Here is a 22829-nt window from a genome sequence, read left to right as displayed (position 1 = left end):
AATGCTTGCGCGCGAACCGTGGCCGCATGACGCGCCAAGGCGGTCAGTCGCGTGGGGGGAATAGCGCGGAGGTTCCAGCCCGCGTCCCCGAGCGCCCGCAGCTGATCGAGCCGGTCAAGGGCGTAGTGGAATCCTCGAATGCTGGGGCGGGTGGGCGCACGGCGGAGCCCATCCAGCGCGGTTTGGCGGGTCTTGGGGTCGACGGCTAAGATGCTTTCCAACGCGTCTCGTTGGGTGGCACTCGGCACGGCGGCGAGACGCTGCCAGAGTCGTCCTTGGGCCCGATCGCGGACCTGGGCCACCAGCCGGGTAAGGGTGGTCACCCCGGGCAAGAGAATTTTGTGTTCCACGAGATACGCCGTTGCCCGATCAAACAACACGCTCGGACGTTCGGCCGTGAGCCAGGCGCGCTGGTATAACCACCGCACCAGACGCCAGTGGCCGGGTTGGGCCTCAAAGGGTTGATATTCGTACAACGTCGTCAGCCGGAGGGTATGCTCTCGACGGGTACGACTACTCCCATATCGCGCCATACCATCGGGAACGGCCATGGCCAACTGGCCCGCAACGTAGTCGATAACCGCCGTGGGGATGGTCGTCCAGTCCTCCACAAACGTGCCGAGAAACCGGAGGGTCCCCAGTTGCACCGCCCATCCCAGCTGTTGACGATCCCCGCGGAGCGGACGAAGGAATTGGCGATCCGTATCGTCCAGATAGAAATACTGGGCGAGTTGGGCCGGGGACGGGTCGCCGACATACTGGCCGTATTGCGCCGCCTGCTCCTCGGTGAGGAAATTGACCGGCGTGGGAATCCCTCCTTCCGTGGGACATCGCGTGCGTGTCTCACATGGGTACACTCACCTGAGACGCCATAACCCACGTGTGTTTGCGCCGTTTTTCGTGTATCATATACATGTATCACAATTATATCCAAAGAAAGGCTCCGAGACGATGATTTACGGCTACGCGCGGGTGAGTTCCACAACCCAGCATCTCGACGCGCAACTCGCTCAGCTTCAGTCCTTTGGGTGCGAGAAAATTTATCAGGAGAAGACCTCGGGTCGGACGCTCACGCATCGCACCCAACTCGCCGCCTTGTTGGACACCGTTGGCTCGGGCGATGTGCTGGTGGTGACCAAGCTCGACCGTTTTGCCCGCAGTACCCAGGATGCCCTCACCACCATCGGCCAGCTCACCGACAAGGGAGTATCATTGGTGGTGTTGAACATGGGCGGTGACGTCGTGGACACGCGGACAGCGGTGGGAAAACTCCTCATTACGCTGCTGGCCGGCATCGCCGAATTTGAAGCCGACATGATCAAGGAACGCCAAATCGAGGGCATCGCGGCGGCGAAAGCCCGCGGGGTGTACCAAGGGCGCCCGCGGACTTATACCCGCCATCATAAAGGGCTCGCGCATGCCCTGGAGCTCTTTGAAGCCCGCGACACCAACCATTTGACTGTTAACGACATCTGTGCCATGACGCAGATTAGCCGGGCTACGTTATATCGAGCCGCACGCCAGACGGTTCACGATACCCACGAACCGATCCGTTGATCCGTTAACCGTTAGGGCTGGTGTCTCAGGCGATACCATTTGCGGAAGGCAATCCCACTCCATACCGTCTCCACCACGCCGAAAGGCCACGTGCCAGCCATAAGCCCATAACTGGCCGATCCTAAACACGCGATGCCGAACGCGAAAGTAAACCACAACGAACGGGATTCCAGGGCGTAAAATATCATCATCAGGGTGACAATCAGGGCTCCGTAGGCAGTCAGCATCGCATGCCCGGGCCTATCGACATGGGTACCGGCGGGCGCCCGGCCAACAATCCTGGTCGGGGGGCCGCTCCACGTGACGAAGCGCCATGCGTCGCCGATCGGTGGACGCCTGCCCGTCGATCATCCCCAAAGCGTCTTCCGTGCTGACGAGGTCCTGGACGATCTGGTCAAATTCCGGTTTCGCGATGAGACCCTGGGCATACCGTTCGCGGGCCACGGCCAACGGATCGGGGGACGGAGTATTCGAGGACACGTGCAGATGTCCCCGGAACGCGCGAGGAAGTACGACCCCGCCCACGAAGGCCATCATGACCATCAACGATAGCGGAAACATCCACCAGAGACCAAATCCGAACATCATCGGCATATGACCCACGTCCCTTCTTTAATGGGCTTGCATCGCTCCGTGATCCTGTATGCCTGCGAGGCGGCCGTTCCCGTCGTTCCATCCGGGACGTATTCACAATGCCGCCCCTGAACATCTGATGCACTCTTTGGTATGATAGCGAGGGAATGGTCAGCTCCCTCACCGATGATACGGACTATCCGTGATTCTCAGGATGCGCCTGAATCCGCCGTTCCAACTCCGCCAGTTGGTCCTCCAGGTCAGCTTTTTGCACTTCCAAATGCCGTCGAGTCCGTCGTAACGCCAACAGGCTGGCACCCTCGACCGGCAAGTCGACCGCAGGCCAGCCACCTTTGGGGGTGGCGGCCGATTCGGCCTCTCCGGACGCCGGAGCCGTCCTTCCGCCGTGACAACCACAAGCCTGATTCATCATCATCTGTTCCCTCATCATGGGGATGGCCTCCTTCAAAGAATCCGAGCCGTTCCACGGCTCCTCGGGACCGGGATACACCTGCTGTTCGAGCGCCGTTAAACCCTCCCAGCTTAACACCGTCCCCGGCGGCATGGCCCCGGTCTCGGTGAGGTATCGAGCCGACAATCCCAGGTATTGGGCCGCCATCTCGACCGTAATCGGTACCGTGCGATCCCACGCCGGTTCGTCCGCCACATAACGGCCCGTTCGGGTAGCGACGTGCTGGAGGTCCGGATACCGAAATCGCCGATGGGCGACCTGTCCACGCCCCACCCGGTAGGTGGGCAACCAGCCTTGCAGCGAATACCAGCGGATCGTGGCTGGGGATACCCCCAAGAGCGCCGACTCTTCTTGGACCCGCACATAATGGCCGATCATCGCGCTCACCTCACACGCATCGTACTAGCTAGTCAATATTGTGCTCACGTTCTTTTATCGTGGCTGGGCCGCTTCGGTGGCCGGTGGACTGAGCTGGGCTGCTCAGGTGGACACGCGCGGCCCGAGCGTCGCCCATTCATCCGCCGTCATCAACAGGGTGGCCATCGGCAGGACCAGGGTGTCGCCACGCCGATGCAAGGCGGAGACGACCCAATCGGGCGTGCACCCGCGGGGGTCATTTTGGGCGATCTCCAATGCGGGCAACCCCACCGCCTCCCGCAATGACAACTGGCGCCAAGGCCGTCGTTGCCAGGTCGCCAACAATGCCCGCCTTTCGGGCGTGATGCCCATCGCTCCCACCTCCAACGAATTCGGGGACGACGCAACTGCCGCCATTAACAACAGCCTCCACCTGACCCCCACCAGCCCTCTAAGAGGGCCTCCTGCCAGGCGGCGGGATCCGCGCCCGATCCCACCCAAATCGCGGTGTCGTCCCACCAGAGCGCCCACGGTCCGGACGTCGGCGAGGCCAGATCAAACCAGGCGTCTAAGCCCGTGGCGGCCAGCGCGGCGGTGAGCTGGGTTTGCGCGACCGCGGTGGCTTCCACCGGGACCGACAGGCGCAAGCGAAACGGACGTTCGGGTTTAGCCGGGGGTCGCATCGTATCCGGCTGCCTGCACCGCCTGGCGCAAGTGATCGACCACGATGGTCGGATTCTCCACGGTGACCTGCGCCCGTCGCTTCAAATAGTGTACATGGGCGGCCGTGACGCCCGGCACCGCCTGGAGCGCGGCTTCGACCTTGTGCGCGCAATCCACACAGTGCATCCCCGTAATTTTGAGATCATACGTCAACATGCTATCCGCCTCCTCGATTCATCCTGACCCGGGCAGGGCGGTGTCCGCCGCCCGCCCGATAGACTTTTACTTGCCGTGTCCGCAGCACTCGCCATAGGGCTCCCCCGATCCGCAGGGGCACGGGTCGGTCGGCTTCGGCTGCGCCGGATCGAGCGCTGCACCGCCTCGACAGGTCATGACATCACCTCCTTTCCTCGGTGTCACGGTTTGAGGAATGCTGAAGGAGCGATGAAGCGCCCCGCAGCGGAGCTGCGTCGGCGTGGGGCCGGTGTCGGCCGGCGGGGGCGATCCCCGTCCCCGGAGCTAACCATCCCGCCAATCCCACAAACCAGGCCGCGCGCACCCCCATCCCCCACGCGAGGGACCCATGCCAGGTCAGGATTGCCGCCGCCAGAGCGCCGCCGGCGAGCACCCAGACTCGGGCCGCGGCGAGCGTTCCCGCCATGTAGAGCAAAATGAGGATCGAGAACGCCCACGGCACCCGCAATGAAATCTCGAAACCCATGGTGGCTAACGTGAGCACCAGACCCTTGCCGATCATGAGTCCGAGGCAGAGCGGCCCGCTCCACTGTCCTGGCTGTCGTGCGATCAGTCCCAGCCCGGTGGCCATGAGCGCCCCGTCGACGAATCCCACACCGAGCCCTCGGGTGAAGAGCCCGGGCGACAGATTCCATGCGGCCAACCCGAGCGCCCCGACGGCGCCGACAACCCGCCACGCCCTTTGCGGCGCCATCGCCCGGGCCTCGCTAACTGCCGGCGCAGCAGGAGAGCTTGCTCACGTCCTTATGAAACGTGATGGCGGCCAACTTGATCCCTTCCACCATGGTGAGATAGGGGAAGAAGAGACTCGTCACGTCCGCCAGGCTCATTTCATACTTGACGGCCAGCGTACCCACCTGAATGATCTCGCCCGCGTCGGGCGCCACCACATGCATCCCGACAATCCGTTCCGTGCCCTGTTCCACGACCAGCTTAATGAAGCCTCGCGTATCCCGGTTGGCGAGCGCCCGCGGCACATAGGCCCGATTCCGCCCCCCAAATTTGGACATTTGCGATCTCTTTCACGCGGATACGCATTGGGACATCATATCAGCCCTACGGGCTGGGACTGGGGGACAGGGGGCCAGGGCGTCACCTCGCCCCTGTCCCCCCGTGCAAAAGTCGCTAGCTTTTCTACACTGTGACGGGCATCCCGGTCGCTTGCCCTCCCGCGACGCGTTGTCGCATCGTCGCCGGGGACCAAAATTCTCAGCTCCCATGCAGCCGATCTGGGTTATAAAAGGCAATCCATCGCGTTATGGCCGCATAGGCCTCGCCATATGTGGCCAATGCTTGAGTGAGACACTCGCGCTCCCACGGAGCATGCCACGACTCAATAAAGGCGTTTTTATTCGGCGTGGCCACCGGAATGCGTTCATGTTCCAGACCATAGGCGGCACAAGCCGTTTCGAATGCCTCGGCGATAAACTGGGGGCCATTGTCGGTCCGCAGAACGGGAGGCGTCTGCCATTCCGATTGACGCTGCATCACCGCGTGTTTTAAGGTTCGCACAACATCCGTCGCCTGACAATGGAGTCCCATGTGGTAGGCAATAATCATGCGGTCACACACATCGATAATGGCTTGGAGATACAAAAACCGATCCTCGCCCGCGATATACACATAGGTAATGTCCGTTTGCCAGAGCTGGTTGGGAGCCGTAATGATGCGGTTCCGCGCCAGCCGGCGCGGATGCCGGATGCGGCGTTTTCGCTGAGGCCATAACAAGTGCCATTGTCGAAGGAGGCGATACACCTTTTTGAAACTAATCTGTAGATGATAGCGTCGTCGCAAGACCCATGTGATTTTATGATACCCATAGGCCGCGTTCTCCGTCGTCAGAATATCGGTAATCCAGTCCATAATCTGGCCATCGGCGATTTTCTGGCCATTTTGTGTGACGCTGTATCCTCGCGGAGGTCGACCCGGCGCCTGATGGCGCCGATCTGGTTCAGGATGGCGTTGGCGATGACGCCACGCATAAAAGGTGGCCCGTGAAAGGCGAATCGTCGCACACCATCGGCGAAGGGACACCTGGGGAGCGCGGTGATGCCAGTCCATCACGTGTTCACACAATTCTGTCACGGACGGATCCCCTTTTTTTGCAGCAGATCTTGAAGCATGGCAATCTGCAGATCTTTTTCCCCGAGTAATTTCTTTAATCGTTCATTTTCGTCTACCAGACTCATGAGATCGTGGGGATGGTGGGCCGCCTTCACCGCCTCACGCACCCAGCGACGCACCATGGATGGACTCAGCTGATGACGACGAGCGACTAATGTCGCATTTTGCGTGTCTTGAGCTTCTTGAACAATCTGTTGCTTGAATTCCGGTGAATAGGTTTGACTCATCGTGCACACTCTCTCCTCTGAACTGATAATTATCCTACCAGGAGAGATCGCGATTGTCTCGTCTTCTTAAGGGGCTTAAAAGGAAAGGCGGCGCGGGTAAGGGCCCGTTCGTCCGGGGGACGGGACGCCTCCCAGGCTTCCGAGGCAGTGAGGAGCGCCTTATTCACGATTCGGCACCGCCGGACGACTCACCACGGCACAGGTGGCCACCCCGGCCCAATGGTCGCTGAAGATGGCTTCGCCTAAGTCCAATAAGGCCGGCACGCGGTCATCGGCCATGCGATAGTACACGTAGCGCCCCTGCGCCTCCGTCGTCACCAGACCGCAGTTTTTGAGGCAGGCCAGGTGATTGGAGAGATGCCCTTGACCAATTCCCACCCGGTCGACCAGTTGCCCCACGTTGAGCTCGCCGTGCTGCCGGAGGGTTTCCAACACCCGGAGGCGAATGGGGTGGCTCAGCGCCTGCCAAAAGTCGGCCCACAATGCATACGTCTCAGTCGTTTTCTCGGCCATCATGACCCTCCTTCGATTTCTTCATGGACAGTCAACCCATCGGCTCCTCCGCCCGTTACGCCTGCGCTTGCGTGATCAGCCGGTGGAGTTGGGCATTGGAGGGCAACGCCCCATCATAGAGGAGTTGCCCATTTTTGGCGATGACGGCGACCATATCCAGTTGGGTGACGTGATACGCATTAATGATGGCATTCGTTCCGAATGCTTGCGGCCAGTGGGCCCCGGTGTAATGCGCCATACTGAGCACCGCTTTCGCCGTGTCGTAACCGGGATCGACATCCAACGACACCCATTGGACCGTCGGGGCGGTCTGGGCCGCCAAGCGGGCGAGCTGTTGCTCCCCGCTAATACAACTGCCGCAGCCTGCGGACATAAAATACACCACCGTCGGTCGTCCATCGGGCACGGTGACGGTTCCGGCATTTAACGAGGCGACATGAAACGGCGGCGCGCTCGCTGGGGACGCCGTGTTCGTGGACGTGGCCACGGCCGTTGGTCCGGTCTTGGCGACCGCCACCGGGCGCGTGGGCCCAGTCCCCGGGGCGGATCGCGTGAGATGATAGCCCACCCCGACAATCGCCGACAGCGTCGCGAGTCCGCCAATCCACCACGCGGTTTTCATGGACATCTGCTCCTTTCCATGCATGCCCGGCAGATCAGGCCAAGAAGTGGCCGGGTCCCCAGAGCCAATAGTAGCCGAGATAGGCGCCGGCACCGACAATGATGAGCCCGAGCGCAGGGTTCAGCCAGGGACCCACCGCCCGGATCGCCCGGAGTAGTCCATCGCGGGCGAACAAGGTCACTAACCCCACGCCGACCAACACCACGGCGGTCCCGAGCCCAAAGGAGCCGACAATCTGCACAACCGTCGGCCACCCACCCGCCACCGCCGGCGCGAGGGCCGCGAGAAAGAGGGGCAAGGTGCAACTCAGCGCCGCCACTCCGTACACGATCCCGGCGACGACCAGGGTCCAGATGGAGCGCCCGGCCGGCGTGATGCGCCCCATCCCGGTCCAGCGATCGACGGGGAAATGGAAGAGGCCCAGCGCCACCGCGCTCCCACCCACAATCAGGAGACCACTGAGGGCAAGCATTACTGTATGGAGGATGGGGGACAGCGCACTGCCAATGCCATGCACGACGACGGCGAGACCCGCCACCACGGCCGTAAAGCCGACGGCCATCAAAATCCCCGACTGAATGCCACGACCCACACGGGTCGGCACGGTCGCCGTGCCGCCCACTGTGCCGCCAATCCAGGCGAACGAAGCCGGCAATAAGGCGATGCCACAGGGGTTAAAGACTGCGGCGATGCCCATATAAAACGCGAGATTCATGGGGAGGGCCTCCTGCTCAGTGATGACTTATTGCAATAATACAATGTAACAATGCGTCGAGCAAGCCGCTGAACGAAGTTTTATAAACGACGCCGGACTTCAGTCCGTGAGAACTCTTCTTAAGCAGCGTGAAATGATCGAATCAGGGATTTCATTAGGTTACTTGCCGTTCGGGCCCGATCACGGGCTCTTGATGGGCTATTGCCATTTTCGTTCCATTGCTACAGAAACCCCGATCCGGGTGCGTCGTGAGGAAATTTGTGCGCAGACGGGTCTGTCCGAACGGACCGTACGCCGGTATGTCGCCCAATACCGGGCTCAAGGATTCGCGGGATTGCAACCGCGTCCGAAAGCGTCTCGGCGATCCGAAGACGCCGTGCCCGAAGCGTTGGTGCAAGAAGCGATTCTCTTACGGCGGGAAGTGCCGCGGCGCAGCGTGAGTCAGATTATCCAGATTCTCGAATGGGAAGGTCGGGCGGTGCCCGGCCAGATCAAGCATTGAGCCGTGGACTATCCCAGGGCCGGTGAGATGGCCCCATGACGATTGCCGCAAAATCGCATAAAATAATAAAATAATAACGATAGCGACAGGGGTGAGCGCACGCCATGATGGCAATGATGTGGGTAGGAACGGTGATTTGGTTGGGCATTTTAGTCGTGTTGGCCGTGGCGGTCTCGGTATGGTTTCATCATGTCCAAAGCTGGCGCCAGGCTCCGGATGATCCGCTATCCATCTTGCAGTTGCGCCTAGCCCGCGGAGAAATTTCCCTCGACGAATATCAAGAACTCCGTCGACACTTGGAAACGCGTTAGTCGGTCCGACCGGGGAGGCGTAGGCACACCCGTGCCCCACCCCAGGGACTGTTCCCGATGGTGAGCGACCCGCCGTGCGCTTGGAGCAACGCCGCCGCGACCGCCAACCCCAAACCGACGCCCGACGACCGGGGATCCCGATAGAACGGTCGGGTAACCAGCGTGTGTTGCGCCACCGGAATGCCGGGCCCGCTATCGTCCACACAACATTCCACTCCCTCGGGCAAGCCACGCCACGTAATGGCAATTCGTCCCCCTTGCGGCGTGTGACGCAAAGCGTTATCCACTATATTGGTCAACACCTGGTCCAGGCGATCCCGGTCCGCCTCCACCTCGACGGGCTCCCCCGTCCCGACCAGGGTTATCTGCTGAAGGTCCGCCAGGGGTCCAAACTTCAACAAAACCTCCTCAATTTGTGCATCCAAACGATAGGGCGTCGGATGCAACGAAGCGGTCGGAGATTGCATGGTCTCAATCAGCAACAAATCATTCACCAGTCGGGTGAGGCGATGCACTTCCCGGAGGAGCGTGGTCCATCGTTCCGGCGTCGCACGCAACGCACCCGTCGCCAAACCCTCCAGGTTCGCACGTAACACCGTCAGCGGCGTTTTCAATTCGTGCGCGACACTGGCCAGAAACATCTCGCGCTCGGATTGGGCCATCGCGAGCCTGCGGGCCATTTGATTCAAGGCATAGCTTAATTGCCCCCAAGGCCCAGTATCGGGAACTGGCAGCGGCTCCCAATGCCCTTCCTCTAACTGATTAATCCAGGTGACGATATCGAGCCAATCGCGCGCTAAGAGCTGGTCCACGCGGCGCACCACCACCCAGCCGATCCCGGCCAGGCTGATCCAGACCATCCCCGCCACCAGAAGATAAATCTCGGCAATGGCCCCACTCCGCCGAGATGTCAACCCCGCCCAGAGCGTTCCGAGCCCCACGGTCAGCCCCAACGCGAGACCAATGCCGATGGTCAGGACCAACCAGAGACCTAGGGCCCACCGGGGCCCGGATCGTCGCGCCAACGGTATCCCACCCCCCGAATCGTGTCAATATACCGGGGCGTCTCGACGGCGTCTCCGAGTTTTTTGCGTAAACGCGCGATCTCCATATCGACTGCGCGATCAAACACCTCGCCCACGTCGCCCCAAATCCGGTCCAGCAACTCCTCTCGGGTCCACACTCGGCCCGGGTTGGTCGCGAGATGCCTCAGCAGTTCAAACTCCAAGGTGGTGAATTCAATGAGAGCATCCCGACGCCAGACTTGCCGTCGTGGGATGTCGATCACTAAATCCTTCGCCTCGACGCGGTCACGCGAACCCTCGGGCCGATCCTGCCCCCGGCGGCGCAATGCGCCACACCGCGCGAGCACTTGACCGGGACTAAACGGCTTCACGACGTAGTCATCCGCGCCGAGCTGCAGCGCCCGAATAATGTCCGCTTCCTGATCCCGCACCGTCAACATCAGAATCGGGATGGCCGTGTGCGCACGCAGGGCCCGAATGGACGCCAGACCGTCACTATCGGGCAGTTGCCAGTCCAACACAATGACCTGGGGGACATGATCCGCCAAGCGCGATAACGCCTCCGTGAGCGAAGCCGCCGTCGCCACTGACCAGCCCCACGGTTCGCCATACGCGGTCAACACCTCAATAATCCCCGGATCGTCGTCGATGATGAGGAGAGAATCTTTCGCGGAATATTGGGTCGCATCCATAGGTTTCTCCACCTTGAGCCGATATCTCTTGCACTGATCTTAGTATACCATGGATGTTAGTCTAAATTGTGGACACCTCGAATTGAGACAAGATGATACAATAATTCTCAATTGAGGTGAATCCGATGGCCAATCAATATGATCGAGCGTTTAAAGAACAAGCGGTTCAACTCGTGTTGACCCAACAAAAAAGTGGCGCGCAAGTGGCGCGCGAACTGGGCATTCCCAGCAAAACCTTGTATGCCTGGGTCGCTGCCTACAAAGCCGACCCGGTCGAACCCTTTGTGGGTAGTGGGCATCTGAAAGCGGAAGACCAAGCCCTGCGCGATTTGCAGCGACGCATTCGGGATCTCGAAGAGGAGAATGCGATCCTAAAAAAAGCGATGCGCATCTTCACCAACGATCGGAAGTAATCTTTCCGTTCATTCATGAACACCGCTTCACCTTCTCGATCACGAAGATGTGCCAAATCCTCGACGTTTCGCGAAGCGGGTATTATGCGTGGCGCCATCGCCCTCCCAGTACTCAGGCGCAAGTCCGGACCCGGCGGGTCGAACGGATTCGGGCGGTGTTTACCGCATCAGGGGAACGCTACGGCAGCCCCAAAATCACCGCCGTGTTACGGCGGGAAGGCGAGCGCATCAGTCAAAAAACGGTGGCACGGTTGATGCACGACCATCGATTGCGCTCTCGCGTGACACGGAAATATAAAGCCACCACCAATTCTCGGCATACGTTGCCGGTGCATGAGAACGTGTTGAATCAAACGTTTACCGCGGATCGGCCGCATGCGGTGTGGATGGCAGATATTACCTACATCCCCACCGAGGAAGGATGGCTCTATTTAGCAAGCCTCGAGGACTTGTACACCCGAAAAATTGTGGGATGGGCCGTGGATCGGCGCATGACGCAAGACTTAGTTCTCCGGGCCTTAGACCGCGCGGTCAGGCACAGCCGGCCGCCGGCCGGGGTGTTGCATCACTCGGATCGGGGGAGCCAATATGCCGCGACGGCTTACCAAGAGCGCCTTAAGCAATACGGGATGACGGCCAGCATGAGTCGGAAGGGCAATGGCTATGATAATGCCATGATTGAATCATGGCATAGCCTCCTGAAAAAGGAGCTCATTTACCTGACGAAATTCCGAACCCGGGCAGAAGCGGAAGTTGCGATCTTTGCCTATATCGAGATTTTTTATAATCGGCAGCGCGTCCATAGCGCCCTAGATTATCAGACTCCAGCCGAGGCTGAGGCGGCATATCAAGCGTGATCGGGATAATGTCTCAATTTCGGGTGTCCATTTTATTGACATAGGTCCACCATGGGATCTTCAAGGGTTCGTGGGCCGTGATCCGAAGCGCTGGAGACAGAGACAGCGCCCACACGCATTGGGCGGACGGTGTCCGTGTGGGGCGGCGAGCCCAAATTCCATCCCCCAGAGAGAGTCCGCACGGCAGAATTGCAATAGTCACCCCGTCCCGCTCATGGAGTCAACGGCCCAGATCATCCACCACGGGCAACGACGCGCTATTCTATGTTTTTCGGGGTGTCCAAGACACGATTGCCCACCGATGAGACGAAGGCGTCAGGGTGCCCCCCCGAGTCCCCCAACCTTCCCGCACGAGGGTAGCCAAGTGCTCCCGCTCCGCATCGGTGTCAATTTGCAACAGGTCCGCCAACCCGTCCAGCACTTTGTGCGGATCACGCCAAAAACCGTCCCGTGGGGGATCCTCCACGACGCGCACATCAGCCACAATGCCCTCATTCCACAGCAAGGTATAGACGTCGCGAAACACCGGAGAGGTCGGCGAGGGACGATCCGGATGGAAAACCGCCCACAAATCGTCGAGTCCCGAAAACATGTGATCCACATGGATCGCCATCACACAGCGGACCGTCGCCGCCACCTCCATGGCCTGCACGAATTGCCGGGGGTCGGGGGAAAATTGAATCACGAAGGCGGCCAAGGCCACCTCGACCATCGGCACCTCCACGCCCGGCCACAATCCGGCGACCGTGTGCACCCTCGAGTCCAATTTGTTGGTGATTAAGGCCTGGTGCAACTGGTCTCGCATCAGGGCCGACGGTTCAATCGCCCAGACGTCACACCCCATGGCCGCCAGCGGAACCGTGAACCGGCCGATACCGGCCCCAATGTCCACCACGGTGCGCTGAGGGCCCAGATGCGCCATGACTTCTTGGGTGACGGGATGATCTTTCAGATCGTGGTCCGACGGGCTCCGAAGCGCGTCGGCCATGCGGTGCATCGACTTCTCGGGGATGACCACCGCTTTCCATGGATGTTGCTCGCTCATTGTCCCATTCCCTTCATCATTTCTCCGCGTTCCTCACGCTGGGCCTTGCCGTTCCGCCATCAGACAATTGCCCGAGTGTTCTCAGTGAATCTCGCGAGGGCGTCCTCTGAAACCCCACGGGCATCGTGTGTGAGCAACCCCCTGTGATCGTGCGAGCGCATGGGAACCCCATCCGTTTGCGCTGGGTGGCTCCTGACAGAATTCCCTCATCACCCGCCGATCGTAATCGCGCGTCCTTCGGATTCAACGGCTCTTCATGGCGCGGCCACGAATTATGGGGAGGAGCCCTCCCGCACGTACCGTCTCACAATAAGTCAATGTCAAGGGGGACTGCCGTACGGCAGTTTCCACATCACGGATCAACCGACACCCTCCGCCCAGGAGCCGCCACACCGGTTCGATTCCCTGTTGCACCATGCCGGCCAGTCGATGGGGATTGGCGATATGCTCTAAAAAGAGATACTGCCCACCAGGTACCAGCACGCGTGTGATTTCTTCTAACACGCGTGCCACATCTCCAACGCTACACAGCACCAGGCTACTGATGACCGTATCAAACGTCCCTTCGGTGAAGGGCATCGCCTCGGCCGACGCTCCGACAATGGCCCACTCCGGAAACCTACGGAACAGGGTCCGGCGCATCGTCGCATCCGGTTCCAGCAGCACGACATCCGTGGCGCCGCGTCCTAAGACCGGCACATCCAATCCCGTACCCGCTCCAATAATGAGCGTCCGTCCCGACGCCTGCGCATTTTGGGCTCGTCGCGCGTCCCCTAATGCCAGTTCCAGTGCCCATTCTGCCAGGGGATACCCACGACTGAACCACGGGTGATCGACGCGAGCACGGGGTAAAGCGTCATCGGGCTCAGTGTCGGGCATCGTTAGGACACCACAAACCGGCCGGCCATGCCTTGCGCCGCGTGGCCTGGCACGGGACAAATGTAGGAGTAAGTCCCCGCCTTGGTGGCAGTAAATTGTGTGCTCCGATGATATTGGCCTTGGCTCGTCTCCGGTAAAATGGGCATAATAAAGGCCCTCGAGAATGTGGCAGGTCCTTGCATCATGGCCATCTCACGAAAGGGAGGGCGCGCCGTCGTCACCTCAAACCCATGCATATAGCCCTGGTCGGCATTGACCAAATCCACCGTGATCTGAGCCCCCTGCGGTACCACCACCTTGGGGTTGATGAGCCCGTCAATCTCCCACTGCATCCCCTTAATGTGTAGCGCCGCCGGGGCCGCCAACGGTACGAGCAGGTCCTGCGTGCTGTGATACGTAATGGTGTTGGTCGTCCGGTCGATGGTGACCCCTTGTTCACTCTGCTGCACCAACTTCGCCACTTGGGCGGGGGTCCACACCGATCCCGAAGCCGCTCCCATCATCCCTCCGCCGCCGGATCCGACATAGCCCATCGCGGCGTGCGTATTGCCCAGGTATTGGTTCATCGCCGAGGCCATCATGCCGCCGAGACCCGAAGACGCTCCCGCGCCCGACCCCCCCATCATGGCGCTAAAACGTCCCAAACTTCCCGACTGCGGGACAGACCCCGGCGTCGATGTCGATAGGGCAGAGCCGTGGGTAGCAGCAAAGGCCACCCCGCCTATCGTGCCGGCTGCCATCAATCCTAGGCCCACGACAAGGCCGTTGACTCGCTTCATGATTCTCCACTCCTTTTCCCATGCTCTTCGTTTCGCTAATTCTTTAGTGTTTCGATGGATCGCGACCCATCCCAAAGGTTCACACTCGTCAACGACGCTATCGTCCCATCATCCCATCATCTCCCCACCGCTGAATCCCATACAACCCATCGCGATGCGCGCGGTCCCCATGATGCGGCCGCTTATCCTTGCGGCTACGCTTGATTTCGCCGTTAAGCGACTACTCCACCTATCGTGCCGGCTGCCAACAATCCTAGGCCCATTACAAGCCCGTTGAGCCGCTTCATCGTCCTCCACCCCTTGGTCCCGATTTTCACTCACCGACGCTTAATCGCGTAGGTGGGCGCGCAACTCCTCGTATTCATCGGGCGTAATCTCCCCACGCGCTAATCGCAATCGCAATTGCGTCAGGGGATCGACCGCCGCAGCGGGGGGCCCCGACCGGTTGGCCGGAATCAAGGCCCGAATGGCCCATACAATGACGACGATGACACCGGCCAGAATCAACAGGCCCAATAGCCCCATGATCCACATTCCCGCCAAACCACCGCCGACCCCGAATCCCATCATGATCCCTGACCTCCTTCCGTTCAGACCATTGTGGTCATCTTTAGGGTATCCACCTTTTGTGTCAGCCGTATATCCTCCGTGTCACAGAACGGTCACATTCCCTCAACTGGTGGTTTTCACTCGATGGAGCGTTGCGTGTAAGCAGACTGCTGACGACAATGGGCAGACCAATTTCCAAGTGCACAGCACACTCCGCAAGTCTCAACGCACGACAGGTTCCCTTGGGGAGAGCAGTCCCAGGGAGCATGAGCTCCGAGGATGCTGTGGTCGTGGTCCCGGTGCCATCCAATCCTGCACCAGGCTGGATGTAGACGGTAATTACCAGGCCCTGAGGATCTCTCAGGGCGGGATTCGGGGCTACCGCAGGAGTCCTTCTCTGACGTTAACCACCTCCGCCCTCTCTATGAACGCTCGACCGGCCTGTTCTCGCGCTTCCACTGGTCCATGCCCCCTTTCAGGTGTTGCACATCGGTAAATCCCATTTTCAGCAAGTCCCAGGACGCCGCTTGACTGCGGTGGCCCGTTTTGCAAATAAGCAACACGGGAATATTTCGATCCACTTTCTCCATTTCCCGCGCCATAGTGCCCAGTGGAGCCAGCATCGCGTCAGGAAGATGGCCGCTTTGATACTCTTCTGCCCTACGGACATCAACCACCGTGGGCTGCGTCTGCTGAATGAACCCGTCAATCTGCGCGGGGTTCAAATCTTTCAATTGGCGCGGATGTCTAAATAAATTCATCAAATTCATGAATGCCCCGACCTTTCTTATGGGTTCAGAGTGGCTTCTCTCTCACTCTCCTGAGTGATCTCCCGTTTATCCTGTCACAAGAATGTGAAACAGCGCCGTAAAGAGATGGGTGGGCAAGCTGTCGAAAGTCATGGGAAGTCCTGTGATTCACCAGAATCGTGACTGCCGGGTCTTTGCACGTCCTCGCCGATGCTCCCGGATGAGTCGGCATGCGGGGCATCCGCCACGGTGGAGAACATCGCCAGTCACCTGGGACTCCTTCCCTCTAAAGCAGATGCCTGAGCCTTTCGTATTCGTCGTGCGAAATTTCCCGCCGCTGATACCGAATGCGCAGAATGGCTAAGGGATCGTCGCGGTGGCGCACCGCCCCGGAATCTCGAAGCCACAGCCCCAAACCCACCAGTAACCCGAGGTTGACCACGAGCCACAGCAGCGCACTGATCACCATCCATCTCCCCATGGTCCCCATGACGTGCCCCCTTTGACCCCTGTGACCCCGATAAACCGATAGGAAGACGGCTCTCCGGCCAATGGATTCGCGCCAGTTGTGCGCACCCCAGGCAACCCGTGCTCTATTCGCCTAGCGGGAAGTGGGCTATGGACCGTATGGGTGAAACCTGGCCAGGTCACGCCGCGCTCTTTTATGATACAAGCCTGCGCGACCATCCTCAGAATGCCACACCCATGTGTCCGGTCCATGTCAGAACGGTCACAATTCTGTCACAACCTCCGCAACGCCACCCACGAAGAGGTCATGCCGGGCTGATTAATGCCCTTTCTGCCCCCGTTATCCCAGCCCGAGGCGAAGCGTGGTGTGGCGTCGACGAGGCCATTTGTCGATATCCTGTCGGTTCTCACGTTATTTGGCCGGAAATGCACGTGTTTTTCTCAACTTTCTCCGCCGCATCCAGACTCTCTGTGGACGCTCTCTCTTGAGGATACCGCCCGGGGCAGTCGGCGGTCCAGAGTCCGCACAGCCGCATCCATGCGCTCTGGACCGCCGACTACCGCGGGCAAAAGTACTCGTCAAGAGCCTCCACCGGTTTGCTTAGCGACCAAACGCCTGCCCCCATACTCGGCCAGCTAAGTCGAGACTTGGGTGGCCAAATAACGTAAGACATAACAATATCCACAGAACCCTGGACAACGAATACCGTCAACTGCTGGGCATTATGTGATAGCAGAAACACCGCACACCCTGAAAAAATGGACCCACCATCGTTCCTGGTGGCCATGATCAGTGCAAAATCTCAGGATCAGACCCCTCCACACTCGGTCTACGTTCGATGAGGTTAACTTATGTCCACCCTAGTAGGGTAATAACCTGGCGCATTCACAATCCCTGGGAATTAACGCAGACAATACCGCTATTCAGCATAAGTCCGCCAGTGCAATCCAGAACCCCCACGGTTCGATGGGTTCACACAATTCCCGGCCCTCTCGCTTTGAGGCGGGATGACTTGCCCGGATCCCACCCCTCCACGAATCCGAGCCCTTGTGCAGCCGCATCCGATCATCGGACGGGCTGCACAAGGGCCTCGCGTATTATCAGACTCCACATCATAAGGTCACAAAGAAGAGGGGTTGATTGTCCGGCGAAGCAGTCCGTCATGCCGTGTTGCGCGGGCCCCGGCCCGAGATAAATCGTTGGTCAGACTCCCGGATCTCTCGCGTTTTCTTTCAGGGCTCGGCCGCCAACCATCAGAAAGTTTTTCCTCGACCACGGGTTTCTGATTCCGAGCCTGTCCATGCTATTGAGGTGAGGGGTCAGGTTACCCCGATAACGCCCGTAGGGCCATAAAATAGGTGGTAAACGCCGAAAGCCACCCGACCGCCATGGTATAGGACGCGCTATTATGCTGACCGTTCATAAAAAACGTGAGCCCTCCATATCCGGCGGCCAGCACCGAGATGAGTCCAATGACGGTGATGATCATGAAAGGAATTTGTTTCACACGGACGGCCATGATCACTATCGCGATCGCCCCGAGCGCCAAGAGCATCCCCACAATCATATGCACCATGAACACGGGATCCGAAAACCCCACCGACATCATGCGTCCCATGCCAGGCATCAAAGCCCCCGTTCCTTGCACGGTGACTCGGGGAAGGGCAATAAACAAATTCGTATACATCCCCAAAAGGAATTGGATCAGTAACGCGATAATCATCATCACCGCCATCATCCGCACGGGGGATGCCAGGGGGGATTTATGTGTCACGCCAACACTCCTTTCCGAACACAACACTTCTATGATTCCCTCTTTTTGCCTCGATCTATCCTGCAGCATTCTGCGGTGTGACGGCCCGAACGCGAATCCTCGACGTGGGATGGGCGCGCACGGGCTCATGGGCCTCAACGAGACGGGTATGGCGGCATATTAGTCCCTAGGACGCTGCCTAAAAGGGGTCATGCCAACAAAACGCGCAAGAACCGTGCTAGAACTGGAGGTCAACACCCATGACAAGACCTATGATCCTGCGGGTGTCTCAATCAGTAAACCAAAAAACCTCCCACTGAGGTCTGAGGACCCCGTCTGGGCGATTGACAAGATGGGTGAGCATAAAAGGGTCAATATCCACGACCATAGCGAGGATTCTTGTCTGCACTCTCCAGTCAATGGCACAGATACCGTGGAAAATTCGCGCGTTGTGTTGGCGGCACTCCTTCAAGGAATGGGTATCTGTTCGGTTTCCAGGGCCCCGACCCAATACGCCAGGCGCAGGACGAAAACGGCAGGAACAGAGCTCGACGGGCGTGGCCGCCGCAAGCCGGGACACCCCATCACTCCGTTCGTGGCCCCCAGCCTCGGGCCACGACGCGAGGACGGCGGTTTAGCCTGTTGTCCCACGCATCCGCGAACACCGGGCCCCAACCCGTTTTATGCGATGACTCCCCACCATCACGTGCGAACGATACAAAAGCCACTCGCTACACGAAGAAATTCCCACACACCACAAAGATTGGTCACGGCAACGCAAAATAACGGGAGAAAACCAGGAGCCGAAACCCCGGACATGCAGGGCAGACACATCGTCTTGATGATCGCGCCATCCGTTGAGTGTTGAGCCGATGGACAGAAGATGAAGCCACTTTGCAACGACTTCAGCCGCCGCCAAGTGGCCCCCAGGGTTTTTACTCGACCTGGTACCCTGCTGTCTGGACCGCCCGGGCCAAATCCGCGCGGGACGCCTTGGTGGGATCAAAGGTCACCTTCGCCCAGGCCCCCTCCAAATTGACCGCGCAGCCCGAACGCCCTCCACACTGTTCAACGCTTGGGTCACCGTCATCACACAGTGATGGCAGGTCATGCCCTTTACGGGCAGTTCCACACGTTCCATCCTGGTTCCTCCTCTCCATCATGCCTTGTTCTCGACCACCGTCAGATGTGTTGTCCCACCGGCTGGGGGATCTGCGCCTCGCCGGTGGGCAGGCGCATGCCGCGTAGCAACAACGAGTTGGTGACCACCGACACCGAACTGAAGGCCATCGCGGCCCCCGCAATCATGGGGGACAGGAAACCCAACGCCGCCAGGGGGATCAGAATCACGTTGTAAATCATGGCCCAAAACAGATTTTGCCGAATCTTGCCGAGCGTCTTTCTGCCGATTGTCAGCGCCCGCAGGATTCCCGAAATTTCGGGCGCCATCAAGGTGATGTCGGCCGCCTCAATGGCGACATCGGTCCCCGAACCGACGGCCATCCCGACATCCGCCGCGACCAATGCCGGGGCATCGTTGATCCCATCCCCGACCATGAGCACATGGTAGCCTTCGTGACGCAATTGTTCGATCACCCGTGCTTTGTCCTGCGGCATCAATTCGGCAAAAATCCGATCCACGCCCAGCTTGTGACCAACGGCCTCGGCCGTCCGGGTTTGGTCTCCCGTCAGCATGGCCACCTGAATCTTGCGGCGATGCAGAGCCTGGATGAGGTCTACCGCGTCATCGCGGACAAAATCGGCCACCGCCAGCGTGCCCACCCACTGGCCGTCCCGCGCCACCCACACCACGGTCGCCCCCTCTTGTTGCCATCGGGTCCATGTCTCCTCCGGGTCTGGCGGCAAGGACACCCCATAGGCGTGGAGGAGAGCAGCATTCCCGACCAAGACCTCGGCCCCGTTTACCGTGCCGACCACCCCTTGGCCTGCCTCGGTATACACATCCTCCGCTGGGGGTACGCGAACCCCCTGCTCGGTAGTCGCCCCCACGATGGCCCTCGCCAAAGGATGACTCGACTCCTGTTCTAAGGCCGCTGCCCACCCCAAGACCTCGGCGTCTGCGACATCTTCGGTCGCCCGCATTGCCTGCACGCGAGGACGCCCTGCCGTTAAGGTGCCGGTCTTATCCATCGCGACCAAGGTCACCCCCGACACCTTTTCCAGGGCCTCCCCACTCCGATATAAGATGCCCCGTTTGGCCCCGACGCCAGAGCCCACCATGACAGCGGTGGGAGTGGCTAATCCCAAGGCACAAGGACAGGCGACCACCAACACGGCGACCGCCGCCAAAATGGCATGGCGCCAATCGCCGGTGCCCAATCCCCACGCTCCGAGGGTGATCAGCGCAATGCCCATCACAATGGGCACAAAAACACTGGCGACGCGGTCGGCGAATCGTTGCACAGGGGCTTTCGTCGCCTGCGCCTCCTCAACGGTGCGCACAATGTGTGCCAAGGTGGTGTCGTGCCCTACCCGCGTCGCTTCGATGATGAGCGTCGTCGACCCGTTGACGGTTCCCGCCGACACGGTGCTCCCTGGGTGTTTCTCTTGGGGCATCGGCTCTCCGGTCAACATGGCTTCATCAACTGCCCCGATACCTTCCACTACCTCACCCCGTCCACCGGAATTCGATCCCCGGCCCGAACTTGGATCTGATCTCCCGCTTGCACGCTGTCCGTCGTCACCGTCTCCCAGTCCCCCACGGGGGTTCTGCGCCGGGCCTCGTGGGGCTGCAACGCTAATAATTCGGCAATGGCCGCGCCCGTGCGGCCTTTGGCCAGGGCCTCAAAATATTTGCCCAGGATAATCAGCGTGATAACCGTGGCCGATACGTCAAAATACAATCGCCCGCCAACGCCCCAGTCATAGACTGAAAGTCCCCAGGCGTCCAGTGTGCCCAGCGCCACCAACACATCCATATTGGCATTGCGATGACGCAGGTTCATCCAGGCCCGCCGCGTAAAGCCCATGCCGGGGCCCCATTGGACGACGGTGGCGCTCAGCGCCACCACAATCGGCATCGCGAGCCATGTGGGGCCAATCCCAAGCAGCGTGTGCACCATAGCCACCCAGACGGGGAGGGTAAAGATCAGGGCCATCCCGAAATTTCTTCGGGCGCGGGCGAGTTCCGCCCGACGCGGATCAGACGAGGAGACGGCGGGCGCGACTTCCGCGTCAAAGCCTCCCTGGCGCAAGGCCGCTTGCACCGCATCCAGGCGACCCACGCCGCGCACCAAGTCTACGGTGACGGATCCCGTGGTCATATTGGCCCGCACGTTTGCCACCCCGTCCAGAGCCTCCAGCATCGATTCGACCCGTTGACGGCGGGGCTCCTCATCGATGCCTGGGACCCATAGCGTCACCGTATCGTGGCGGACCGTGTAGCCCAGTTGCGTCACGGCTTGCATAAGTTCGGGCAGGGCCACTTGACCGGCGTCAAATCGGATATCCGCGCGTTCCAGCGCCAGATTCACCTGGGCCTTGGTGACACCCGGCTGTTGCTTCAACGTCTTTTCAATACTGAGGGCACACGTGGCACACGTCATTCCCCCGATTTCCAGCGTCACGCCGCCTGCGGCCGACCCCGAGGGTGCGCTCACTCCGTTTCCGTGCTCTACAGTGTCTGTGGCCATTGTCTATCCCCCTCCCGTATTCCCATCCCACTTCCCGCCACGCGGCCTAAGGCATCGCGCAAAAATAACTTGATTAACTTGAAATGCGGATCCAAGTGTTTATGGCTTTCAAATCCTCGTCCTGGTTCAGGTAATTATGCGCGCTGCCTAACGGGCTTTTGGGGCGTGTTATGCTTGGGATAGGGGCCGGGATCCGCCAGGAAGGCTCGGGCACAGCCTTCGCAACAGAAATAGTACGTTTGACCCTGATAGTCCCGTGCCATGGCCGTGATCGGATCCACGGCCATCTGACACACCACATCGTGCTCCATTGAGATCCTCTCCTCACCGTGTGCTTATCATGCGGTCCCCCGTGCTCGTTACCAGGTTTTCCCCTCCGTTTTCACGAGCCTTTCGACCAGAACGTCAAATTCATTTTGGGATATGAGGCCCTGGGCGTACCGCTCCCGCGCGATCATCAAAGGGTCTTGGCGGGAGGAAGCCGTTGGGGGCACGGATTCACGGAATTCCGCGCTCACATCCGCTCCGCATGCTCTGGGGGGGCCGCATTCGGGGCCAAACGAGACCGAGTGCCGATGCCGTGGGCTTTGTGACCCCATCACCCACCGAAAGACGAGCATCGCGGCGATTCCGAACACCGGAAAAATCCACCACCACCCGTAGGGCAGTATTATGGGCATGGCTTATCGCGCTCCTTTCTGGACGTCCCATTCAATTCGGCAGACGCTGGGGCATGGCACCCACAAAACGTCCCCTCGACCAAGGAATGCAAGGGAGCCTTCGGCTCAATGGCATCACCTGCGCTAAACGGCATGTACTTCAGAGCTTCCATCAGTTCGGCAATAATCTCGGACCCCATACCGTGCTGAATGGCGTCGGAAACACACGTCCGCAAATGATTTTGCAACAAAATCCGCTGGACTTGCTCCAAACTCGCTTGGACGGCCGACACCTGCTTCATATGGTTACGCAATAGACGTCGTCGTCGACCATCCGCCGCACACTTTCCAGATGGCCGGCAGCCACTTTGAGCCGGAGCGCCGCCGATTTTTTGAATTCCGGTTCCATCGAATCT

33 protein-coding genes and 2 pseudogenes are annotated in these 22829 nt (G+C 59.8%); 4 read left to right on the top strand and 31 right to left on the bottom strand.

Features of this window, described 5'->3' with window-relative positions:
- Nucleotides 1-857: DUF4158 domain-containing protein (locus B8987_RS11295; RefSeq protein WP_139793588.1), on the bottom strand; the 857-nt coding region annotated here is incomplete at its 3' end.
- Nucleotides 858-951: 94 nt separating this feature from the next.
- Here B8987_RS11295 and B8987_RS11290 point away from each other — a divergent pair.
- A complete protein-coding gene (locus B8987_RS11290; protein ID WP_084661584.1) occupies nucleotides 952-1557 on the top strand; it encodes a recombinase family protein in 606 nt (201 codons plus the stop codon).
- Between the two features lie 11 nt (nucleotides 1558-1568).
- Here B8987_RS11290 and B8987_RS11285 read toward each other — a convergent pair whose 3' ends face one another.
- From B8987_RS11285 to B8987_RS11220, 13 genes are all read right to left on the bottom strand, one after another.
- Nucleotides 1569-1784 (bottom strand): hypothetical protein, encoded by a 216-nt coding sequence (locus tag B8987_RS11285; RefSeq protein WP_084661583.1) that lies wholly within the window; start codon nucleotides 1782-1784, stop codon nucleotides 1569-1571.
- A 13-nt stretch (nucleotides 1785-1797) separates the two neighbouring features.
- Nucleotides 1798-2151, bottom strand: coding sequence for an SHOCT domain-containing protein (locus B8987_RS11280; RefSeq protein ID WP_084661582.1), 354 nt, complete (start codon nucleotides 2149-2151; stop codon nucleotides 1798-1800).
- A gap of 175 nt (nucleotides 2152-2326) precedes the next feature.
- Complete coding sequence (locus tag B8987_RS11275; RefSeq protein ID WP_084661581.1) at nucleotides 2327-2980, bottom strand: MerR family transcriptional regulator; 654 nt, start codon at nucleotides 2978-2980, stop codon at nucleotides 2327-2329.
- 102 nt (nucleotides 2981-3082) lie between these two features.
- Nucleotides 3083-3478 (bottom strand): hypothetical protein, encoded by a 396-nt coding sequence (locus B8987_RS11270; protein WP_176213235.1) that lies wholly within the window; start codon nucleotides 3476-3478, stop codon nucleotides 3083-3085.
- Nucleotides 3479-3625: 147 nt separating this feature from the next.
- Nucleotides 3626-3838: a heavy-metal-associated domain-containing protein gene (locus B8987_RS11260; protein ID WP_084661578.1), complete on the bottom strand. Its 213-nt coding sequence runs from the start codon at nucleotides 3836-3838 to the stop codon at nucleotides 3626-3628.
- 66 nt (nucleotides 3839-3904) lie between these two features.
- The gene (locus B8987_RS20245; RefSeq protein ID WP_084661577.1) at nucleotides 3905-4015 is read right to left on the bottom strand and encodes an SEC-C metal-binding domain-containing protein; all 111 of its coding nucleotides are present in this window, start codon (nucleotides 4013-4015) and stop codon (nucleotides 3905-3907) included.
- A 4-nt stretch (nucleotides 4016-4019) separates the two neighbouring features.
- A complete protein-coding gene (locus B8987_RS11250) occupies nucleotides 4020-4571 on the bottom strand; it encodes a hypothetical protein (RefSeq protein WP_084661576.1) in 552 nt (183 codons plus the stop codon).
- 13 nt (nucleotides 4572-4584) lie between these two features.
- The gene (locus tag B8987_RS11245; RefSeq protein ID WP_084661575.1) at nucleotides 4585-4887 is read right to left on the bottom strand and encodes an NAD(P)/FAD-dependent oxidoreductase; all 303 of its coding nucleotides are present in this window, start codon (nucleotides 4885-4887) and stop codon (nucleotides 4585-4587) included.
- A 199-nt stretch (nucleotides 4888-5086) separates the two neighbouring features.
- Entirely contained in the window at nucleotides 5087-5962 is an 876-nt protein-coding gene (locus B8987_RS11240) for an IS3 family transposase (protein ID WP_084661574.1), read from the bottom strand.
- Complete coding sequence (locus tag B8987_RS11235) at nucleotides 5959-6228, bottom strand: transposase (protein WP_076006230.1); 270 nt, start codon at nucleotides 6226-6228, stop codon at nucleotides 5959-5961. The genes B8987_RS11240 and B8987_RS11235 overlap by 4 nt, the downstream gene beginning before the upstream one ends.
- A gap of 159 nt (nucleotides 6229-6387) precedes the next feature.
- Nucleotides 6388-6744 carry an ArsR/SmtB family transcription factor gene (locus tag B8987_RS11230; protein ID WP_242940665.1) on the bottom strand — a complete coding sequence of 119 codons (357 nt, stop codon included), beginning with the start codon at nucleotides 6742-6744 and terminating at the stop codon, nucleotides 6388-6390.
- Between the two features lie 52 nt (nucleotides 6745-6796).
- Nucleotides 6797-7363, bottom strand: a complete 567-nt coding sequence (locus tag B8987_RS11225) for a TlpA family protein disulfide reductase (RefSeq protein ID WP_084661572.1) — start codon at nucleotides 7361-7363, stop codon at nucleotides 6797-6799.
- Between the two features lie 34 nt (nucleotides 7364-7397).
- Entirely contained in the window at nucleotides 7398-8078 is a 681-nt protein-coding gene (locus B8987_RS11220; RefSeq protein WP_084661571.1) for a cytochrome c biogenesis protein CcdA, read from the bottom strand.
- Nucleotides 8079-8211: 133 nt separating this feature from the next.
- On the opposite strand from B8987_RS11220, the gene B8987_RS11215 reads away from it, so the two are divergent.
- Together B8987_RS11215 and B8987_RS11210 are read left to right on the top strand one after the other, a co-directional pair.
- Nucleotides 8212-8580 (top strand): helix-turn-helix domain-containing protein, encoded by a 369-nt coding sequence (locus B8987_RS11215; protein ID WP_084661570.1) that lies wholly within the window; start codon nucleotides 8212-8214, stop codon nucleotides 8578-8580.
- A gap of 104 nt (nucleotides 8581-8684) precedes the next feature.
- Nucleotides 8685-8891, top strand: a complete 207-nt coding sequence (locus B8987_RS11210) for an SHOCT domain-containing protein (RefSeq protein WP_084661569.1) — start codon at nucleotides 8685-8687, stop codon at nucleotides 8889-8891.
- On the opposite strand, the gene B8987_RS11205 is transcribed toward B8987_RS11210, so the two are convergent.
- On the bottom strand, nucleotides 8888-9916 hold the full coding sequence (locus B8987_RS11205; protein ID WP_084661568.1) for a sensor histidine kinase: 1029 nt from the start codon (nucleotides 9914-9916) through the stop codon (nucleotides 8888-8890). The genes B8987_RS11210 and B8987_RS11205 overlap by 4 nt on opposite strands.
- Entirely contained in the window at nucleotides 9883-10608 is a 726-nt protein-coding gene (locus tag B8987_RS11200) for a response regulator transcription factor (RefSeq protein WP_084661567.1), read from the bottom strand. The genes B8987_RS11205 and B8987_RS11200 overlap by 34 nt, the downstream gene beginning before the upstream one ends.
- A gap of 125 nt (nucleotides 10609-10733) precedes the next feature.
- On the opposite strand from B8987_RS11200, the gene B8987_RS11195 reads away from it, so the two are divergent.
- A protein-coding gene (locus B8987_RS11195) for an IS3 family transposase (RefSeq protein ID WP_278281275.1) occupies nucleotides 10734-11878 on the top strand; the annotation gives its coding sequence in 2 pieces (ribosomal slippage) (nucleotides 10734-10980 and nucleotides 10980-11878; 1146 coding nt in all).
- A gap of 262 nt (nucleotides 11879-12140) precedes the next feature.
- Here the strand turns inward: B8987_RS11195 and B8987_RS11190 are convergent.
- The 15 genes and pseudogenes from B8987_RS11190 to B8987_RS11125 form a co-directional block, all read right to left on the bottom strand.
- A complete protein-coding gene (locus tag B8987_RS11190) occupies nucleotides 12141-12923 on the bottom strand; it encodes a class I SAM-dependent methyltransferase (protein WP_084661566.1) in 783 nt (260 codons plus the stop codon).
- Nucleotides 12924-13166: 243 nt separating this feature from the next.
- Nucleotides 13167-13802, bottom strand: coding sequence for a class I SAM-dependent methyltransferase (locus B8987_RS11185; protein WP_084661565.1), 636 nt, complete (start codon nucleotides 13800-13802; stop codon nucleotides 13167-13169).
- A gap of 2 nt (nucleotides 13803-13804) precedes the next feature.
- Nucleotides 13805-14581, bottom strand: a complete 777-nt coding sequence (locus B8987_RS11180; protein WP_084661564.1) for a cupredoxin domain-containing protein — start codon at nucleotides 14579-14581, stop codon at nucleotides 13805-13807.
- A gap of 327 nt (nucleotides 14582-14908) precedes the next feature.
- Complete coding sequence (locus B8987_RS11170; RefSeq protein ID WP_084661562.1) at nucleotides 14909-15151, bottom strand: SHOCT domain-containing protein; 243 nt, start codon at nucleotides 15149-15151, stop codon at nucleotides 14909-14911.
- A 401-nt stretch (nucleotides 15152-15552) separates the two neighbouring features.
- Nucleotides 15553-15900: a rhodanese-like domain-containing protein gene (locus B8987_RS11165; RefSeq protein ID WP_084661561.1), complete on the bottom strand. Its 348-nt coding sequence runs from the start codon at nucleotides 15898-15900 to the stop codon at nucleotides 15553-15555.
- A gap of 265 nt (nucleotides 15901-16165) precedes the next feature.
- Nucleotides 16166-16360, bottom strand: a complete 195-nt coding sequence (locus B8987_RS11160; protein ID WP_139793533.1) for an SHOCT domain-containing protein — start codon at nucleotides 16358-16360, stop codon at nucleotides 16166-16168.
- Nucleotides 16342-16530: a hypothetical protein gene (locus tag B8987_RS19870; protein WP_207651518.1), complete on the bottom strand. Its 189-nt coding sequence runs from the start codon at nucleotides 16528-16530 to the stop codon at nucleotides 16342-16344. Before B8987_RS19870 ends, B8987_RS11160 begins: the two co-directional genes overlap by 19 nt.
- 1142 nt (nucleotides 16531-17672) lie before the next feature.
- Nucleotides 17673-18122, bottom strand: a complete 450-nt coding sequence (locus tag B8987_RS11155) for a hypothetical protein (protein ID WP_084661559.1) — start codon at nucleotides 18120-18122, stop codon at nucleotides 17673-17675.
- A gap of 988 nt (nucleotides 18123-19110) precedes the next feature.
- Entirely contained in the window at nucleotides 19111-19242 is a 132-nt protein-coding gene (locus B8987_RS20020) for a heavy-metal-associated domain-containing protein (RefSeq protein ID WP_242940664.1), read from the bottom strand.
- Nucleotides 19243-19283: 41 nt separating this feature from the next.
- A complete protein-coding gene (locus B8987_RS20015) occupies nucleotides 19284-20726 on the bottom strand; it encodes a heavy metal translocating P-type ATPase (RefSeq protein ID WP_242940663.1) in 1443 nt (480 codons plus the stop codon).
- Nucleotides 20726-21406 (bottom strand): P-type ATPase actuator domain-containing protein, encoded by a 681-nt coding sequence (locus B8987_RS20010; protein WP_242940712.1) that lies wholly within the window; start codon nucleotides 21404-21406, stop codon nucleotides 20726-20728. The genes B8987_RS20015 and B8987_RS20010 overlap by 1 nt, the downstream gene beginning before the upstream one ends.
- A 153-nt stretch (nucleotides 21407-21559) precedes the next feature.
- Nucleotides 21560-21667: pseudogene (locus B8987_RS20005) on the bottom strand (cation transporter); the annotation flags it as partial.
- A gap of 221 nt (nucleotides 21668-21888) precedes the next feature.
- Nucleotides 21889-22065, bottom strand: coding sequence for a YHS domain-containing protein (locus B8987_RS11135; RefSeq protein ID WP_084661557.1), 177 nt, complete (start codon nucleotides 22063-22065; stop codon nucleotides 21889-21891).
- Between the two features lie 48 nt (nucleotides 22066-22113).
- Entirely contained in the window at nucleotides 22114-22434 is a 321-nt protein-coding gene (locus B8987_RS19655) for an SHOCT domain-containing protein (protein WP_084661556.1), read from the bottom strand.
- Nucleotides 22425-22747 (bottom strand): annotated as a pseudogene (locus B8987_RS11125) (metal-sensing transcriptional repressor). The gene B8987_RS19655 and the pseudogene B8987_RS11125 overlap by 10 nt, the downstream one beginning before the upstream one ends.
- Between the last annotated feature and the right edge of the window lie 82 nt (nucleotides 22748-22829).

The sequence above is a fragment of the Sulfobacillus thermosulfidooxidans DSM 9293 genome, from assembly GCF_900176145.1.
GTDB lineage: Bacteria > Bacillota > Sulfobacillia > Sulfobacillales > Sulfobacillaceae > Sulfobacillus > Sulfobacillus thermosulfidooxidans.
Note: the sequence above shows the minus strand (reverse complement) of the source record. Positions and strands in the feature narration are given on the sequence as shown.